This is a genomic window from Streptomyces sp. NPDC045022 (genome assembly GCF_056432605.1).
Genome location: NZ_JBWKIR010000008.1, coordinates 29948 through 46999, shown reverse-complemented (window position 1 = coordinate 46999; position 17052 = coordinate 29948). Strand labels below are relative to the sequence as shown.

The window sequence follows — 17052 nt, the reverse complement described above, 5'->3', positions numbered from 1 at the left end:
GCAGCAGATCCCGCCCCCGGTCCGCACCCCCACCCGCACGTCGCACCGAAGTACACCCCCCGCTCCCAGCTCCACCCCCACATTCCGGCGACCCCGGAATTCCTGGAGACCCAAGGAGAGTTCATGCGACTTCGCACCCGCGGCTCCGGCGCGCGCGGCAGCAGACGCATCGCCGGGCTCGGCGCACTGCTGGCCCTCGCCCTCGCCGCCCCCGTCTCGGCGACCGCCACGCAGGCCAGCGCCGACAGTGTCCGGAAGGTCGCGCCCGCCGGCGACGACATCCGGCAGTACGAGATCCACCAGAGCACGACTCCCGTGACCCGTACGGCCATTCAGGCGACCGGCGTCACGGTCGACGAGGCCGATGAGGAGACCGTCGTCGTCTCCGGGCGCGCGGACCAGATCCGTGAGCTGCGCCGACTGGGCTACCACGTCAGCCCGTTGGGGGCCGCGCCGGAGCGGTCCGGGCCGCGGCTGTACGACTTCCCGACCGCCGACTCGAAGTACCACAACTACGCCGAGATGAACGCCGAGATCGATCAGCGTCTCGCCGCCTACCCGGGCATCATGAGCAAGCGGGTGATCGGGAAGTCGTATCAGGGGCGGGACATCGTCGCCATCAAGGTCAGCGACAACGTGGGGACGGACGAGAACGAACCCGAGGTGCTGTTCACCTTCCATCAGCACGCCCGTGAGCACCTGACCGTGGAGATGGCCCTGTACCTGCTGCGCGAACTCGGCGCGGGCTACGGCACCGACTCCCGGATCACGAACATCGTCAACAGCCGGGAGATATGGATCGTCCCGGATCTGAACCCGGATGGCGGCGAGTACGACATCGCCACCGGGTCGTACCGGTCGTGGCGGAAGAACCGGCAGCCCAACTCGGGCTCCTCGTACGTCGGCACCGACCTCAACCGGAACTGGAACTACAAGTGGGGCTGCTGTGGCGGGTCCTCGGGGTCGGCCTCGTCCGAGACCTACCGCGGCTCCGCCGCCGAGTCGGCGCCCGAGGTGAAGGTCGTGGCCGACTTCGTGCGCAGCCGGGTCGTCGGCGGCAGGCAGCAGATCAAGGCCGGGATCGACTTCCACACCTACAGCGAGCTGGTGCTGTGGCCGTTCGGGTACACCTACTCGGACACCGCCACCGGGATGACCGCGGACGACGCCGCCGCGTACCAGGCCGTGGGCCGGAAGATGGCCGCCAGCAACGGGTACACCGCCGAGCAGTCGAGTGACCTGTACATCACGGACGGGTCGATCGACGACTATCTGTGGGGAACTCAGAAGATCTTCGACTACACCTTCGAGATGTATCCGGCGTCCGGCGGGGGTGGGTTCTACCCGCCCGACGAGGTGATCGAGCGGGAGACCTCCCGGAACAAGGACGCGGTGTTGCAGCTGCTGGAGAACGCGGACTGTATGTACCGGGCGATCGGGAAGGCCGCCCAGTACTGCGGTTAGCGGCTAGGACTCCTCGAAGTAGGCGTCGAGCACCGCGTCCAGCTGCTCGTCCCACTCCTCGAAACGCGCCCTGGCCGTCGCCTCGATCTCGATCGGGTACCAGCGGCGGTCAGGGGTGTACACGGTGATCGTGAAGCGCTTGCCGAAGCGGGGCGACTCCGTCTCGACCGCGGCGATCTCGTCCCAGCGGAACTCGCAGGACTCCTCGTCCAGCCTGAGGCGGACGCCCGTGTGGTCGGCCACTATCTTCGCGCGGCGGTCGGCGGCCTCGAAGACGGGGCCGTCGGCCGCCTTCTCGTCGTCCGCCGGTTCCTCCGGCTGTGCCGGGTCCCCGGGCTCCGGTTCCCCGGCACGCGCCGGCTCCTCCGGCTCCCGCTCCGCCACCGCTTCCGGCTCCGCGTCCCGCGGCTCGGTCTCGGCCTGAGCCGGGACCGGGGCCGGGGCCGGGGCCGTGATGCCGGGGATGAAGGCCGGGTCGAAACCGGCGCCCGTCACGGGCTCGCCCTTCAGGGGCTTGCTGCTCGATCCTATGCGCTGCTCCACGGCGGCAGTATGGACGACTTCCCTGTGCCGGAACCAGTCAGCCCGCCCATCCCGTGGTGCACACCGGCCACTCGTACGTCGCCTAGACGAACACGCTCACCGCCGCCGCGACCGCGAACCCCGCCACGGACAGCACCGACTCCAGTACCGTCCATGTCCTCAGGGTGTCCCGTTCGCTGATGCCGAAGTACTTCGACACCATCCAGAAGCCGCCGTCGTTGACGTGCGAGGCGAAGATGGAACCGGCCGAGATGGCCATGATGACGAGGGCGACGAACGCCTGGGAGTGGTGACCCTCCGTCAGCAGGGGCGCCACGATGCCCGCCGTGGTGACGATGGCCACGGTGGCCGAGCCCTGCGCGATCCGCAGCACGAGCGAGATCAGGTACGCCAGCACGATCACCGGCAGGCCGACGCCGTCGAAGGTGTCGGAGAGCGCCTGGGCGACCCCGCTCGCCTTGAGTACGGCGCCGAAGACCCCGCCCGCGCCGACCACCAGCAGGATGTTGCCGACCGGCTTCAGGGACGAGGTCGACACCGCCTCCAGGGACTGGCGGGACCAGCCGCGCCGGATGCCGAGCAGGTAGTAGGCGAGCAGCAGGGCGAGGGTGAGGGCGACGAAGGGGTGGCCGAAGAACTCCAGTACCGAGCGGCCGGCGGACGGATCCAGCGCGATCGAGGAGAACGTCGCGGCGAGGATCAGCACCAGGGGCGTGCCGATGATGGCGAGGACCGTGCCGAGCGGCACCGGCTGCTCCGCCGGCGTCACGCCCTGGGCGCGCTGTTCGGCGACGACGGCCCGCTTCGCCTCCTGCGCGGCCTCGACCATGTCCTGCGGTACGGCGACGAAGATCCGCCTGCCGATCCAGGCGGCGAACACCCACGCGGCCAGTACGGCCGGGATGCCGCAGACGATGCCCATGAGGACGACCCAGCCGAGCTGGACGTGCAGCAGTCCGGCGGCGGCGACCGGGCCGGGGTGCGGGGGCAGGAAGGCGTGGGTCATGGAGAGACCCGCCAGGAGGGGCAGGCAGTAGAGCAGGATCGACTTGCCGCCGCGTCTGGCGGCCGCGTACACGAGCGGCGCGAGGACGAAGATGCCGACGTCGAAGAAGACCGGGATGCCGAAGATCAGGCCGGTCAGGCCCATGGCCAGCGGGGCGCGCCGCTCGCCGAACAGGCCGAGCAGCCGGGAGGCCAGTACCTCCGCGCCACCGCTGACTTCGAGGATCGCGCCGAGCATGGTGCCCAGCCCGATGATGACCGCGACGTGGCCGAGGATGCCGCCCATGCCGGACTCGATGGTGGAGACGGCGTCGGAGCGCTGGACGGTGCCGAAGAGTTCGGTGACCGAGAGGCCGGCGAGCAGGCCGACGGCTATGGAGACGACGAGGAGGGCGACGAAGGGCTGGAGCCTCGCCTTGATGATCAGGAAGAGCAGGAGGGCGATGCCGATGGCGGCGACCGTGAGCAGTCCGGTGGTGCCGTCGAGGAGGAGGAGCAGGCCTCCGGTGTGGGGTGGTGCGGCGGGGGCGGTTGCGGCGAGCTGAACGGGCATGCGGGGGTCCTCTGCGTAAGTTCATGAAGCTTTCGGGCAGGGGGGATCGCGGCACGGCGCCCCGGAGAGTGCCGTGCCGTGCGGGACGTGCGGGAGCTGGGGTGGCGTCAGCCGAGTACGGCGAGCGCGTCGATCTCGATGAGGAGGCCGGCCGGCAGACCGACGTACACCGTCGTGCGGGCGGCGGGCGGCTGGGTGAGGCCCTGCTCCTCGAAGTAGGCGTTGTAGATCGCGTTCATCTCGGCGAAGTGGTCCACGTCGGTCAGGTAGACGCGGATCATCATCACGTCGTCCCAGCCGGCGCCGCCCTCTTCGAGGATCGCCTTGACGTTGGCGAGGGTCTGGAGGGTCTGCTCGCGCAGGGTGGGACCGGCCGGCGTCGGGGGCCTGCCCTCCTCGGCGGGCAGGAAGCCGACCTGGCCGGCGACCTGGAGGATGTTGCCCTTCCGCACGCCGTGCGAGAACTTCGCGGGCGGGGTGGTGTGGGTCTTCGGGGTGAGCGCGGTCTTCTCGGTCATACGGTGGTGCCCTTCGCTGGCGTTCTTCCGGAGTACTCGCCGCTGATCGCGTCCGCGGTACGGCGCACCTGCGGGAGCAGGGTGAGGAGTTCGTCGGCGGTGACGACGACGTTGGGCGCGGAGACCGACATCGCCGCGACGACGCGGCCGTCGGCGCCGCGGATCGGTGCGGCCACGCAGTTGATGGACTCCTCGTGGCCACCGAGGTCGGTGGCCCAGCCCTGTTCGCGCACCTGTTCCAACTCGCGCAGGAAGGCCGCGGCGTTGGGGGTGGAACGGGCCGTGTAGAGGGGGTAGTCGAGCTTGTTCGCGAGGGCGCGGCGCTCGGCTTCGGGCAGGTCGGCGAGGAGCAGCTTGGCGACCGCGGCGACCGTGATGGCGACGGGCTTGCCGATCCGCGAGTACATGCGCACCGGGTAGCGGCTGTCGACCTTGTCGATGTAGAGGACCTCGTTGTCCTCGTGGACGGCGAGGTGCACGGTGTGTCCGCAGGCCTCGTTGAGGCGGGCCAGGTGGGGATGGGCGATCTCGCGGATGTCGAGGTTCTCCATCGCCTCCTGGGCGAGGGCGAAGAGGCGGGCACCGAGGCGGTAGCGCTGGTCGGACTGGCGGTAGACCAGGCCGTGCTCGTGCAGGGTGCGCAGGAGCCGTAGCGCCGTGGACTTGTGGACGCCGAGGCGGTCGGCGACCTGGCCGAGGTCGGCGGGGCCCTCGGCGAGCAGCGGCAGGATGCTCAGGGCGCGGTCGACGGTCTGACTCATGGGGTGTTCGCCTCCTCCGGGGCCTGCGCGGCTTGCGTCCAGCCGGGGCCGAGTCGAAGTCTCCCCCATGCGTCGTCGTCGAGGGCGGCCAGGCGGTCGGCGTGGTCACGGGAGGGGGGCGCGGCGAGGTCGCCGGGTGCGGTGAGGGTGGCGGCGGCGGTCAGGTGGCCGTGCCGGATCCGGTCCCGGAGGGGCAGTGCGCGCAGGGTGGCGGAGAGAAAGCCGGCGGCGAAGGCGTCACCGGCACCGGTCGTCGCCACGACGTCCACGTGCAGGGCCGGTGCGAAGGCGGACGGCTGTGCCGCGGGTGCCGCGCGCTCGAACGCCGTCGCCCCGCGCGCCCCCTGCTTGACCACCAGCAGCCTGGGGTGCGGCAGGGCCGCGCGGATCGCCTCCGGTCCGCCGGTGATCCCCCAGGCCGCCTCCGCCTCGTCCTCGCCCACGAACACCACGTCCGCCCGCCGTGCCAGCTCCAGCAGCACCGGCGGTCCCTCGGCGCCGCGCCACAGTCCCGGCCGGTGGTTCACGTCGAAGGAGACCAGCGGCCGGGTGGGGCCGGGGCCCGTCAGCTCGTACATCAGCTCGCGGCAGTCGTCGGACAGCGCCGCCGTGATGCCCGACAGGTGCAGCACGCGTCCCGCCCGTACCGCCGGCAGGTCCACGTTGCCGACGGACATCGCCGAGGCCGCCGACCCCGTCCGGTAGTACGCCACCTCGTGCGCGTCCGTGCCCCGGTCGCCGGCCGTGCGGAAGTAGATGCCGGTCGGGCGGGCCGGGTCCCGGCATACGGCCGACACGTCGACCCCGTGCGCGGCGATCCGCTCCACCAGGTGGTCGCCGAAGCCGTCCGCCCCGACCCGGCCGACCCAGCGGGCCGGGTGGCCGGCGGCGGCCAGCACGCAGGCCACGTTGGACTCGGCGCCGCCGATCGCGCGGTGGAAGGAGGGCACGTCCGCGAGGCGGCCCGGCCCGCTGGGCAGGAAGGTGACCATGGACTCGCCGAGCGCCACGACGTCCACCATGTCCATGCGGTCGCGCGCAACGGTCGAGGCGTAAGCAGCGTCGTCGATGATGACTCCTGTCGATGCCCGGGTGGCGGCTCCGTTGACCCGGTGTCGGCGAGATGCTAGACACCAGTAGCACCACACGCAATGGTTGTTGCATATGATGCAACGCCAAGAGAGGGGCTCCATGAGCACCGAAGCGCTCGCCCGCCTCGCCGAGGAACGCGTCGACCACCGCTTCAAGGGCCTCCCGCCGGACGCCGGGGGCCTCACCGTCGGCGAGCTGACGGCCCGGCGCCGCAACCTCTTCCACGAGGCCGACGGCTTCACCACCCCGGTCCTCGCCCTGTCCGCCGAGCGCCTGGAGCACAACCTGGCCCTGATGGAGACGTACACCGTCCGGCACGGCCTCGCCTTCGCCCCGCACGGCAAGACCTCCATGGCCCCCCAGCTGTTCCACCGCCAGATCGAGCACGGCGCCTGGGGCATCACACTGGCGGTACCCCACCAGGTGCGCGTCGCCCGGGCGTTCGGCATCCGGCGGGTGTTCCTCGCCAACGAGCTGGTGGACGCCTCGGCCCTGCGCTGGATCGCCGCCGAGCTGGCCGCCGACCCGGACTACCGTTTCGTCTGCTACGTCGACTCCGTGCGCGGGGTCGAGCTGATGGACGCGGCCCTGCGGGGCGCCGCCCGCCCGGTGGACGTGGTCGTGGAGCTGGGTGCGGGTGAGGGGGCCCGCACCGGTGTGCGGACGGAGGCGGAGGCCCGGGCCGTCGCCGACGCGGTGGCCGGCGCCGGGACACTGCGGCTCGTCGGCGTGGCGGGCTACGAGGCCCAGGTGCCCGGCGCCACGCCGGAGCGGGTGCGGGAGTGGCTGGAGCGGCTGGTCGCGCTCACGGTGGAGTTCGACAAGGCCGGGCGGTTCGGCGGCGCCGGGGAGATCGTGGTGAGCGCCGGCGGCAGCGAGTGGTTCGACACGGTCGCCGACGTCTTCGCCGGGGTCCCCGAACTCACCCTCCCGGTGCTGAAGCTGCTGCGCTCCGGGGCGTACGTGTCGCACGACGACGTGCACTACAGCCGGCTGACGCCGTTCAACCGGGTGCCCGAGGAGGGCGCGCTGGAGCCCGCGTTCCGGCTGTGGGCCCAGGTGGTGTCCCGGCCCTCCCCGACGGAGGCGTTCGTCAACGCGGGCAAGCGGGACGCCGCCCACGACCTCGACCTTCCGGTGGCACACGTGGTACGCCGGAACGGCACCGAGCACCCGGCGACCGGCATCGAGGTGAGCGCCCTGTCCGACCAGCACCTGTGGCTGCGCACCGGCCCGGACGCGGACATCGCGATCGGCGACTGGATCGGTTTCGGCCTGTCCCACCCGTGCACGTCGTTCGACAAGTGGCAGCTGATCCCGGTCGTCGAGGCGGACGGCACGGTCGTCGACTACGTCCGTACGTTCTTCTAGGAGGCCCGCGTGGAGGACCTGGTCATCCGGGACGCCGATGTCGTCGACGGCAGCGGCGCGGACTCCTACCGCGCCGACGTCGTGGTCGACGGGGGCCGGATCGTCTCGATCGTCAAGGAGGCCGCCGCGGCGGGCTGCCAGCGTCCGCGCGCCATGCGCGAGGTGGACGCGGAAGGCCTGGTCCTCTCCCCCGGCTTCATCGACATGCACGCCCACTCCGACCTCGCGCTGCTGCGCGACCCCGACCACAGCGCGAAGGCGGCGCAGGGGGTCACGCTGGAGGTGCTCGGCCAGGACGGGCTGTCGTACGCCCCGGCCGACGACCGCACGCTGGCGGAGGTGCGGCGGGCGATCACCGGCTGGAACGGGTTCGGCGACGACATCGACTTCGACTGGCGCACGGTCGGCGAGTACCTCGGCCGGCTCGACCGCGGGATCGCCGTGAACGCCGCCTATCTCATCCCGCAGGGCACGGTCCGCGCGCTCGCCGTCGGCTGGGAGGACCGCGAGGCCACTCCCGAGGAGCTGGACCGGATGCGGCGGCTGGTGGCGGAGGGGATGGAGCAGGGCGCGGTCGGCCTGTCCTCCGGGCTCACCTACACCCCGGGCATGTACGCCGAGGACGCCGAACTGACCGAGCTGTGCCGGGTGGTGGCCCGCTACGGCGGCTACTACTGCCCGCACCACCGCTCCTACGGCGCCGGCGCGCTGGACGCCTACGCCGAGATGGTCGCCCTGGCCCGGGAGGCGGGCTGTCCGCTGCACCTGGCCCACGCGACGATGAACTTCGGCGTGAACGAGGGCCGGGCGCCGGAGCTGCTCGCCCTGCTCGACCGGGCCCTGGACGCGGGCGCGGACATCACGCTGGACACCTATCCCTACACCCCGGGCTGCACCACCCTGGCCGCGCTGCTGCCGAGCTGGGCGAGCGCGGGCGGCCCGGAGGAGACCCTGGCCCGGCTCACCGACCCGGCGACGGCCGAGCGCATCCGGTACGACCTGGAGGTGACCGGCTCCGACGGCTGCCACGGCGTGCCCGTGGAGTGGGAGACGATCGAGGTCTCCGGGGTGACGGACGCGGCGCTCGGCGACTTCGTGGGCCGTACGGTCCGCGAGTCGGCCGCCTCGCGCGGCGAGGCCCCCTGGAGCACGGCGCACCGCCTGCTGGTCGAGGACCGGCTCGGTACGACGATCCTGCAACACGTCGGCCACGAGGAGAACGTCCGCACGATCATGCGGCACCGGACCCACACCGGCGGCTCCGACGGCATCCTCCGGGGCGCCAAGCCGCACCCGCGCGCGTACGGCACGTTCCCGCGCTACCTCGGCCGGTACGTACGGGAGTTGGGGGTGCTGACGCTGGAGGAGTGCGTCGCCCACCTCACCGGCCGGCCCGCGGCCCGGCTGCGACTGCCGGACCGCGGGCTGGTGCGCGAGGGGTACCGGGCCGACCTGGTGCTCTTCGACCCGGAGACGGTGGCACCCGGCGCCACCTTCGCCGCGCCCCGCTGCCTGCCGGCCGGCATCCCGCACGTGCTGATCGACGGCCGGTTCGTCATCGAGGACGGGAAGCGGACGGACGTACTGGCGGGGCGGGCGGTCCGTCGTACGCCGGTGTGACCGCCCGGCCCGGCGGCTACGGCTTGGGCAGGGTGCAGCCGGCGGCGCTCAGGTCGAGCTTGTTGCCGGTGGTGAAGCAGGCCGGGATGTTGTAGATCTCCTCCGCGTAGTTGATGCCCTGGCGGACGGTCACGTTCCCGTTGGCGTCGACCTCGCACGGGTTGTTCTCGGTGCAGCGCTGGCCGTCCTCGTTGCCCGTGTTGTTGACGGCGACGACCTTGCCGGTGGCGGTGTCGATCACGGGCGAGCCCGAGGTGCCGCCGATGGTGTTGCAGGAGGAGGTGTAGCGGACCGAGTCCTTCCAGGTCCAGTCGCCCTCCTTCAGCCGGTACACGAAGCCGTCGACGTTGCAGCTGTAGATCCGCTTCCAGTAGCCGGAGACCACCTTGATGGCGGTGCCGGCGGTCGGGTGCGTGTCCTGCACGGTGAGCGGGCTGATGCCGTACGAGTTCCTGATCGCCGCGTAGGTGGTGGTGGTGCGGTAGATCGTGACGTCCGTGTCCGTCATGGTCGAGTAGACGACCTGGTTGGCGCGGAGCGTGGCGACCTTGGTGCCGGCGGAGTTCAGCAGGCCGAAGCTACGGCTGGAGGACTGGCCGGTGATGACCTCGCCGGGGCTGGGGAAGCCGGTCTCCAGGCAGTGGCCGTTGGTCAGCACGAGCGCCGGGTCGGTGTCCGCGGAGTTGGGGAAGCGGATGACCGAGCCGGAGCAGTTGCTGAGCGAGACGGTCCCGGCGAAGTTCACGGTCACCGCGGCGGCCTTGGCGGCGTGCGGCGCGGCGACCGCGGGGGCCGCGCCCATCCCGGCAATGGCCAGGGAGGAGAGCGCGGCAAGGAGAGGCTTGTTCATGTGGGGGTCCCCTCTTACGACTTGGGCGACCGGAGATCTTCCGGCCGCCCGTTCGTTTGTCATGCGCATTCTCGACGCAGAGGGGGTGGTGAACAAGAACCCGGCTCAGGTCATAGGGGTTTCCCTGTACCGCCCGGCCGAGTCAACCGGCCCCGGGACAGCGTCACTTCCCGGCCACCTTCGGTTTGACGACGACGGCGCCGAACAGGGCGAGGCCCTCGACGACGACTCACGGGGCACCCGGCCGCCGGGTCCTGCGGGCACCGCGCCCGCCGAACACACCGAACAGCCCCACGCCTCTGACCTCGACGTCGATGTCGTCCGGGACCACGGTCCCGGTGCCGCCCCACAGGGCCACGGCCCGGATCACGGCCTCCGGGCGGTGAAGCGGGCCTCGCTCAGGTCGAGCCTGCCGCCGCCCCACATCGACCAGGCGGTGAACCGTGGCGGGACGACCCACTGGCCCTCCCGCGCGAAGCCGCCGAACAGGCCCAGCGCCGAACGGGAGGTGGGGGTGCGATCCACCACCAGCTCATCCCTGGCCCCCGGTTCGGGCAGACCCCGTCCGGCGGCGTCCAGCTCGCCCGGTGTCCGGGTGCGGTAGACCTCGGCGAGCCGGCTGTCCGACTCACCCAGCGCCAGGCGTCCGTCGCCCACCGCCGCCCGCACCCGTTCGGCGAAGACCACACCGACACCGACCACCATGAAGCCCACGGCGACGACCGACACCGGGTGGGCACCCAGCCCTCGATGCCGCCGACCGCGGGACCGCCGGCGGGACGGGACTCAACGGGTGGTGAGTTGGGCATGGGACCACGAACAAGTACGCGGCCAGGACCACGCCCAGCAGGCGGTGACGTCCACCATGGCACCGCCGGCGAGCACGCGGCGGGGACGGCACCCAGCAGGCGGCGGCACCAACCACGGAACCGCGAACGAGTGCAGCGGCGACAAACACCGGGACGACACCCACCAGGCGACGCCGACCGCAAGACCGCGAACAAGTACGCGGCCGCGCCCAGCCCCAGGACCGCGCCCCGCGGGCGGCGACCTCCAGCGTGGGACCGCCGGGTCCAACGGGCGGTGGCGGCGGCCCGGCGGTGCGTAGGTGGCCGGGGCGGCCGCGAGGTGGGGTGTGCGTCGTTGTCCGCCGAGGTGGGGTGTGCGTCGTTGTCCGCCGGTCAGTGGGGCTGCTTCGTGGCGCCGTGGCCGTGGCCCCTGCCGGGGATGCCGGGCGCGGACGTCGTCGGGCTGATCGACGTGACGGTGGGAACCGGGGTGGCGGACACGGTGGCGGCCGGGGCCGAGCTGGTGGCCGCCGGGGTGCCGCTCGGCTCGCCGGTCGCGTCGCCCTGGGATGCGCGGGCGACCGGCGGGGCGGCCGTACGGGACGGCGAGGCCGGGACGGACCGGCGGGGGGCGGTCGGAGCGGCCGTGGCCGGGGCGGTGGTGTCCGCGCGGGTGCTCGCCGCGGTGGATTCCCGGGCGACGCCGCGCCCGCCGTCCGCGGGAGGGGAGCCGTCGGGGGAACCCGAGCCGCCCGGCAGGGCGGCGAGTACCGCGACGGCCCCGGCCACCCCGAGGGCCCCGGCGACGGCCGCCACCCGGCGCCGGCCGCCCTTGCGCCGCTCCGCCCGCCGACGCCCGGCCCGCCCCGCACCCGGCCCGCGCGGCGCCGGCGGCTCTGACCGCGCGGGCAGGCCGTCCTGCGCGGGCAGCTCGCGCGTGGCGTCGTAGGCGTTCTGCCAGCCGTGGGCCGCGGCGGGGTCGGCGTAGGCGTCGTACGCGGGGGCGTGGGCCGCCTGCGGAAGGTACACGTTCGGCGGACCCTGGGGCTCGCCGGCCGGTCCGTGCACGCCGTACGCTCCCGCCTCGTGCTCCCGTTCGGTGGACATGACAGCGGATTCTAGGGACGCAAGTGACTCCTGAGACAGCCCACGGCCATATCCGGGCAAACTTCCGTGTCTCACGTGTCGGAAAACACGACCCGGAAGGCGTTACCGGGTCGTAAGCTCGCGGACATGCAGGTGATCCAGTCGACCAAGCTCGCCAACGTCTGTTACGAGATCCGGGGCCCGGTTCTCGAGGAGGCCATGCGGCTTGAGGCGGCGGGCCACCGCATCCTCAAGCTGAACACCGGCAACCCGGCCGCCTTCGGCTTCGAGTGCCCGCCGGAGATCCTGGAGGACATCCTCCGCAACGTCTCCACCGCGCACGGCTACGGCGACGCCAAGGGCCTGCTGGCCGCCCGCCGCGCGGTCGTCATGCACAACCAGACCCTCGGCATCGAGACGGACGTCGAGCACGTCTTCATCGGCAACGGCGTCTCCGAGCTGATCGTGATGGCGATGCAGGGCCTGTTGGACGACGGCGACGAGGTCCTCGTACCGGCCCCGGACTACCCCCTGTGGACGGCGGCCGTCTCCCTCTCCGGCGGTACGGCGGTGCACTACCGCTGCGACGAGCAGTCCGACTGGATGCCCGACCTCGCCGACGTCGAGCGCAAGGTCACCGACCGCACCAAGGCCATCGTCGTCATCAACCCGAACAACCCCACAGGCGCGGTCTACGACGAGGCCGTGCTCAAGGGGCTGACGGACATCGCCCGCCGGCACAACCTGCTCGTCTGCTCCGACGAGATCTACGACAAGATCCTCTACGACGGCGCCACCCACACCCCGACCGCGAAGATCGCCCCGGACCTGCTCACCCTCACCTTCAACGGCATGTCGAAGGCCTATCGGGTGGCCGGCTACCGCGTCGGCTGGATGTCGATCTCCGGGCCGCGCGCCCACGCCGACTCCTACATCGAGGGCCTGACGATCCTGGCGAACATGCGGCTGTGCGCCAACATGCCGGGCCAGCACGGAGTGGTCGCCGCGCTCAGCGGGCGGCAGACGATCAGCGACCTGGTGCTCCCGGGCGGCCGGCTGAAGGAGCAGGTGGACACCGCCTACGAGCTGCTGACGCAGATCCCGGGCGTGACCTGCGTACGGCCCAAGGGCGCGCTGTATCTCTTCCCGCGCCTGGACCCGCGGGTGTTCAAGATCAGGGACGACCGGGAGCTGGTCCTGGACCTGCTGCGCCAGGAGAAGATCATGGTCGTCCAGGGCACGGGCTTCAACTGGCCGGAGCCGGACCACTTCCGCGTGGTGACCCTGCCGACGGTCGCGGACCTCAGGGACGCGGTGACTCGCATCGGAAACTTCCTGGACGGATACAGCCAGCCGTAGCGGACGGGGAGAGGCGGTCGTCGCGGACGGAGACCGCCGGACCGCACTCCGTGACACGGCTCAACTTTAGACGAAATCCAAGCTAAGATGGCTTCCTGTCAGCGCACAGGAGGCCATCCCCCATGTACGAGCCGATCCGCACCAAGTCGGTCCACAGCACGATGGCCGGCACCCCCACCGACTTCCCCCACCGCTCGCGCGAGGAGGAGCTGGACATCCAGCTCGCCGGGCACCTCGCCGCGCTGCTCACGGTCACCGACGAGCTGCACGCCCTGTCACCGTCCGCCGACCTCGGCACGGCCGCCGAGCGGCTCGCCGGGCAGGTGGCCCGGCTGCGAGGAGGACGTACGCCGTTGCGGGCGGCGCCGGCCCGCACCGGTGACCCGGCGGCGCTGCACCGACGCGCGCACGCCCTCGCCGGCCGCGCGCTCGTGGTGGCCGCCTCGCGCGCCGACACGGCGGCGGCGATCCTCTCGGCCGAGCGGATGGACGCCCACGCCGCCGCCCTGGCCGATCCGACGGAACTCAGCGCGGCCCACTGACCCCACCCCCGGGGTCCCCCGATCGGCCCCGGTCCGCGTGCATCCACAGCGACGCGCGGACCGGGCGCCATGAACCTGCGATCGCGCCTGCTTCTCCTCAGATGAAGATGAAGAAGAGGATCAGGATCACCACCGCCAGCAGAACCCACCAGAGCCAGATGTGCCGAGGCCCGGTCCTGGTGGAACGGTCCTCGGGTCCTCCGCCTCGGGGGCGGTCCTCGGTGAACTGTGGGTCATCCGGACGATCGCGGGAGTAGAAGTCACCACCGTCTGCCATGGGCTCATCACTCCTTCCGGTGAGCTGCGCCCGGGTACCCAGCGGGCGCGCAGCCCACACGGCTCCTGGAGGCGGCTGGTCCGGTCGCATACCGGGGCAGGCCGGTCGCTGCACCGCCACGTCGTCGGCGAAGTCGTCATGGCCGAAGTCGGTGAGGGCCGTGCCGTCGCCGCCGAAGCCGGGGCCGAGATCGCCGGGCGCGGCGAAGGCGGTGCCGGGGAGGGGCGGTACGAGTGCCAGGACGCAACGAGCGGGGCCCCGCACGCCGTTGTGCGGGGCCCTCGATGTCGTCACCACGGCCGGCCGTGACGATCGCTGGTCAGGGCATCCGGACCGGCCGTGGAGTCTTTGGCGCGGGCGTCAGCCCAGGCGCTCCACCAGCGCGCGGTACTGGTCCCACAGCTCCTTGGGGGTGTGGTCGCCGAAGGTGTTGAGGTGCTCGGGGACGAGGGCCGCCTCCTCGCGCCAGACCTCCTTGTCGACCCTGAGCAGGAAGTCCAGGTCGGACTCGGACAGTTCGAGACCGTCGGTGTCCAGCGCGTCCTTGGCCGGCAGCACGCCGATCGGCGTCTCGACGCCCTCGGCCTTGCCCTCCAGCCGCTCCACGATCCACTTCAGGACACGGGAGTTCTCGCCGAAGCCCGGCCAGACGAACTTGCCCTCGTCGTTCTTGCGGAACCAGTTGACGTAGTAGATCTTCGGCAGCTTGGACTGGTCCTTGTCCTTGGCCACGTCGACCCAGTGGGCCATGTAGTCGCCCATGTTGTAGCCGCAGAACGGCAGCATCGCGAACGGGTCGCGGCGCAGCTCGCCGACCTTGCCCTCGGCGGCGGCGGTCTTCTCGGAGGCCACGTTGGCGCCCAGGAAGACGCCGTGGTTCCAGTCGAAGGACTCGGTCACCAGCGGCACCGCGGTGGCGCGGCGGCCGCCGAAGAGGATCGCCGAGATCGGCACGCCCTTGGGGTCCTCCCACTCCGGCGCGATGATCGGGCACTGGGAGGCCGGGACGGTGAAGCGGGCGTTGGGGTGGGCGGCCGGGGTCCCGGACTCGGGCGTCCAGTCGTTGCCCTTCCAGTCGGTCAGGTGGGCCGGGGGCTCCTCGGTCATGCCCTCCCACCACACGTCGCCGTCGTCGGTGAGCGCGACGTTGGTGAAGACCGCGTTGCCCCACAGGGTCTTCATGGCGTTGGCGTTGGTGTGCTCACCGGTGCCGGGCGCGACGCCGAAGAAGCCGGCCTCGGGGTTGATCGCGTACAGGCGGCCGTCCTCGCCGAAGCGCATCCAGGCGATGTCGTCGCCTATGGTCTCCACGGTCCAGCCGGAGATCGTGGGCTCCAGCATGGCGAGGTTGGTCTTGCCGCAGGCGCTCGGGAAGGCGGCGGCGACGTACTTCGACTCGCCCTGCGGCGGGGTGAGCTTGAGGATCAGCATGTGCTCGGCCAGCCAGCCCTCGTCCCGGGCCATGACGGAGGCGATGCGCAGGGCGTAGCACTTCTTGCCCAGCAGCGCGTTGCCGCCGTAGCCGGAGCCGTAGGACCAGATCTCGCGCGACTCGGGGAAGTGCGAGATGTACTTGGTCTCGTTGCAGGGCCACGGCACGTCCTCCTGGCCCTCCTCCAGCGGGGCGCCGAGGGTGTGGACGGCCTTGACGAAGAAGCCCTCGTCGCCCAGCTCGTCCAGCACGGCCTGGCCCATGCGCGTCATGGTGCGCATGGAGACGGCGACGTAGGCGGAGTCGGTGATCTCCACGCCGAGCGCGGACAGCGGGGAGCCGAGCGGGCCCATGCAGAACGGGACGACGTACATCGTGCGGCCCCGCATCGAGCCCCGGAACAGGCCCTTCTCACCTGAGAAGATCTCCCGCATCTCGGCGGGGGCCTTCCAGTGGTTGGTGGGGCCCGCGTCCTGTTCCTGCTCGGAGCAGATGAAGGTCCGGTCCTCGACGCGCGCGACGTCGGTCGGGTCGGAGGCGGCGTAGTAGGAATGCGGGCGCTTGATCGGATCGAGCTTCTTGAACGTGCCCTTGGCTACCAGTTCCTCGCACAGCCGCTCGTACTCCGCCTCGGAGCCGTCACACCAGACCACGCGGTCCGGCTGCGTCAGTTCGGCGATCTCGTTGACCCACGAGATCATTTCCTGATGGTTGGTGGGGACGCCGGTGGGAGCCGCGATGTCGCGCGCCACGGTTGCTCCTAAGAGAGGGGTTTTTGTCTTGTCGCCCCGTGGGGGCCGCGGCCCGGACGCTTCATAGCCGCTCATCCGGTGCCGACCGCACTCATTTGATCATCCGAGTTTAGTGCCCATCTGTCCAGAGGGCATCACAGGTGAGCAGCGTGAGGAATCCCACGGTTTCCGTGATTTTTTGCGTCCATGTTGGGTTCAGCTGGAGGACTTTTTGCCTGCGACTTTCGATGACCATGCATTGACGGGCGACTTACGGCGACGTAGGTACCATGCCGCCCATGACTCCGTCCGCCTCCGACGCGCCCATGGACACGCCGGCCGCCGGCCGTGGTCCCGTCGCGCTCTCCTTGCCGCACCCGGTCAAGCCCAGGCTCCGGGGCTGGCTGCACCTCGGCATGTTCCCGGCCGCGCTCATCGCGGGCCTCGTGCTCACCGCCCTCGCCGACTCCAGCAGAGGCCGTATCGCCTGCGGCATCTACGCCCTGACGGCCTGTCTGCTCTTCGGCGTCAGCGCGCTGTACCACCGGGGAAACTGGAGCCCCCGGATGGACGGCGTCCTGCGCCGCCTGGATCACGCCAACATCTTCCTGATCATCGCGGGCACCTACACCCCGCTGACCATGCTGCTCCTGCCCGGCAACAAGGGGCAGTGGCTGCTGTGGGGCATCTGGGGCGCCGCCGCGGCCGGCATCGTCTTCCGCGTCTTCTGGGTGGGCGCCCCGCGCTGGCTCTACACGCCCTGCTACATCGCGATGGGCTGGGCGGCCGTCTTCTTCCTGCCCGACTTCATGCGCACCGGCGGCATCGCCGTCCTGGTCCTGGTGATCGTCGGCGGCCTGCTCTACAGCGCCGGTGGCGTGATCTACGGCATCAAGCGGCCGAATCCGTCACCGCGTTGGTTCGGCTTCCACGAGGTCTTCCACTCCTTCACCCTCGCCGCGTTCGTCGTCCACTACATCGGCATCTCCCTGGTGGCCTACCAGCACGCGTAGCCCCTCGACACCTCCCCCTTCCGGCCACGGCGCCCCTGCCGTGGCCG

17 protein-coding genes are annotated in these 17052 nt (G+C 71.4%); 6 read left to right on the top strand and 11 right to left on the bottom strand.

The window, feature by feature from the left end; translation table 11 throughout:
• Positions 1–123: 123 nt before the first annotated feature.
• A complete protein-coding gene (locus AC07C1_RS16455) occupies positions 124–1464 on the top strand; it encodes a M14 family metallopeptidase (protein WP_478939539.1) in 1341 nt (446 codons plus the stop codon).
• Positions 1465–1467: 3 nt separating this feature from the next.
• Here AC07C1_RS16455 and AC07C1_RS16450 read toward each other — a convergent pair whose 3' ends face one another.
• The 5 genes from AC07C1_RS16450 to AC07C1_RS16430 all read right to left on the bottom strand — a co-directional run bounded on the left by AC07C1_RS16450 (position 1468) and on the right by AC07C1_RS16430 (position 5872).
• The gene (locus tag AC07C1_RS16450) at positions 1468–2007 is read right to left on the bottom strand and encodes a hypothetical protein (RefSeq protein ID WP_478939537.1); all 540 of its coding nucleotides are present in this window, start codon (positions 2005–2007) and stop codon (positions 1468–1470) included.
• Between the two features lie 82 nt (positions 2008–2089).
• Positions 2090–3565 carry a GntP family permease gene (locus tag AC07C1_RS16445; RefSeq protein WP_478939536.1) on the bottom strand — a complete coding sequence of 492 codons (1476 nt, stop codon included), beginning with the start codon at positions 3563–3565 and terminating at the stop codon, positions 2090–2092.
• 107 nt (positions 3566–3672) lie between these two features.
• Positions 3673–4083 (bottom strand): RidA family protein, encoded by a 411-nt coding sequence (locus AC07C1_RS16440; RefSeq protein ID WP_478939534.1) that lies wholly within the window; start codon positions 4081–4083, stop codon positions 3673–3675.
• Positions 4080–4844 carry an IclR family transcriptional regulator gene (locus AC07C1_RS16435; protein WP_478939532.1) on the bottom strand — a complete coding sequence of 255 codons (765 nt, stop codon included), beginning with the start codon at positions 4842–4844 and terminating at the stop codon, positions 4080–4082. The genes AC07C1_RS16440 and AC07C1_RS16435 overlap by 4 nt, the downstream gene beginning before the upstream one ends.
• On the bottom strand, positions 4841–5872 hold the full coding sequence (locus AC07C1_RS16430) for a sugar kinase (RefSeq protein ID WP_478939530.1): 1032 nt from the start codon (positions 5870–5872) through the stop codon (positions 4841–4843). Before AC07C1_RS16430 ends, AC07C1_RS16435 begins: the two co-directional genes overlap by 4 nt.
• 163 nt (positions 5873–6035) lie before the next feature.
• Between AC07C1_RS16430 and AC07C1_RS16425 the strand changes: the two genes are divergently transcribed.
• Together AC07C1_RS16425 and AC07C1_RS16420 are read left to right on the top strand one after the other, a co-directional pair.
• Complete coding sequence (locus AC07C1_RS16425) at positions 6036–7307, top strand: amino acid deaminase (RefSeq protein ID WP_478939529.1); 1272 nt, start codon at positions 6036–6038, stop codon at positions 7305–7307.
• Between the two features lie 9 nt (positions 7308–7316).
• Positions 7317–8927 carry an N-acyl-D-amino-acid deacylase family protein gene (locus AC07C1_RS16420; protein WP_478939527.1) on the top strand — a complete coding sequence of 537 codons (1611 nt, stop codon included), beginning with the start codon at positions 7317–7319 and terminating at the stop codon, positions 8925–8927.
• A 16-nt stretch (positions 8928–8943) separates the two neighbouring features.
• On the opposite strand, the gene AC07C1_RS16415 is transcribed toward AC07C1_RS16420, so the two are convergent.
• From AC07C1_RS16415 to AC07C1_RS16400, 4 genes are all read right to left on the bottom strand, one after another.
• Complete coding sequence (locus AC07C1_RS16415; protein WP_478939525.1) at positions 8944–9777, bottom strand: trypsin-like serine peptidase; 834 nt, start codon at positions 9775–9777, stop codon at positions 8944–8946.
• Between the two features lie 229 nt (positions 9778–10006).
• A complete protein-coding gene (locus tag AC07C1_RS16410; RefSeq protein ID WP_478939523.1) occupies positions 10007–10147 on the bottom strand; it encodes a hypothetical protein in 141 nt (46 codons plus the stop codon).
• Positions 10144–10506 carry a DUF1707 SHOCT-like domain-containing protein gene (locus AC07C1_RS16405; RefSeq protein WP_478939521.1) on the bottom strand — a complete coding sequence of 121 codons (363 nt, stop codon included), beginning with the start codon at positions 10504–10506 and terminating at the stop codon, positions 10144–10146. The genes AC07C1_RS16410 and AC07C1_RS16405 overlap by 4 nt, the downstream gene beginning before the upstream one ends.
• Positions 10507–10958: 452 nt before the next feature.
• Positions 10959–11672 carry a hypothetical protein gene (locus AC07C1_RS16400; protein ID WP_478939519.1) on the bottom strand — a complete coding sequence of 238 codons (714 nt, stop codon included), beginning with the start codon at positions 11670–11672 and terminating at the stop codon, positions 10959–10961.
• A 126-nt stretch (positions 11673–11798) separates the two neighbouring features.
• Between AC07C1_RS16400 and AC07C1_RS16395 the strand changes: the two genes are divergently transcribed.
• Both AC07C1_RS16395 and AC07C1_RS16390 read left to right on the top strand, forming a co-directional pair.
• Positions 11799–13010 carry a pyridoxal phosphate-dependent aminotransferase gene (locus tag AC07C1_RS16395; RefSeq protein ID WP_478939517.1) on the top strand — a complete coding sequence of 404 codons (1212 nt, stop codon included), beginning with the start codon at positions 11799–11801 and terminating at the stop codon, positions 13008–13010.
• Positions 13011–13132: 122 nt separating this feature from the next.
• The gene (locus tag AC07C1_RS16390; RefSeq protein WP_478939516.1) at positions 13133–13552 is read left to right on the top strand and encodes an SCO4983 family protein; all 420 of its coding nucleotides are present in this window, start codon (positions 13133–13135) and stop codon (positions 13550–13552) included.
• Between the two features lie 97 nt (positions 13553–13649).
• On the opposite strand, the gene AC07C1_RS16385 is transcribed toward AC07C1_RS16390, so the two are convergent.
• Together AC07C1_RS16385 and AC07C1_RS16380 are read right to left on the bottom strand one after the other, a co-directional pair.
• Entirely contained in the window at positions 13650–14123 is a 474-nt protein-coding gene (locus AC07C1_RS16385) for a hypothetical protein (RefSeq protein WP_478939514.1), read from the bottom strand.
• A 66-nt stretch (positions 14124–14189) separates the two neighbouring features.
• Positions 14190–16013 (bottom strand): phosphoenolpyruvate carboxykinase (GTP), encoded by a 1824-nt coding sequence (locus AC07C1_RS16380; protein WP_478939512.1) that lies wholly within the window; start codon positions 16011–16013, stop codon positions 14190–14192.
• Positions 16014–16291: 278 nt separating this feature from the next.
• On the opposite strand from AC07C1_RS16380, the gene trhA reads away from it, so the two are divergent.
• Positions 16292–17005, top strand: a complete 714-nt coding sequence (gene trhA / locus AC07C1_RS16375) for a PAQR family membrane homeostasis protein TrhA (protein WP_478939510.1) — start codon at positions 16292–16294, stop codon at positions 17003–17005.
• The last annotated feature ends 47 nt before the right edge of the window (positions 17006–17052 follow it).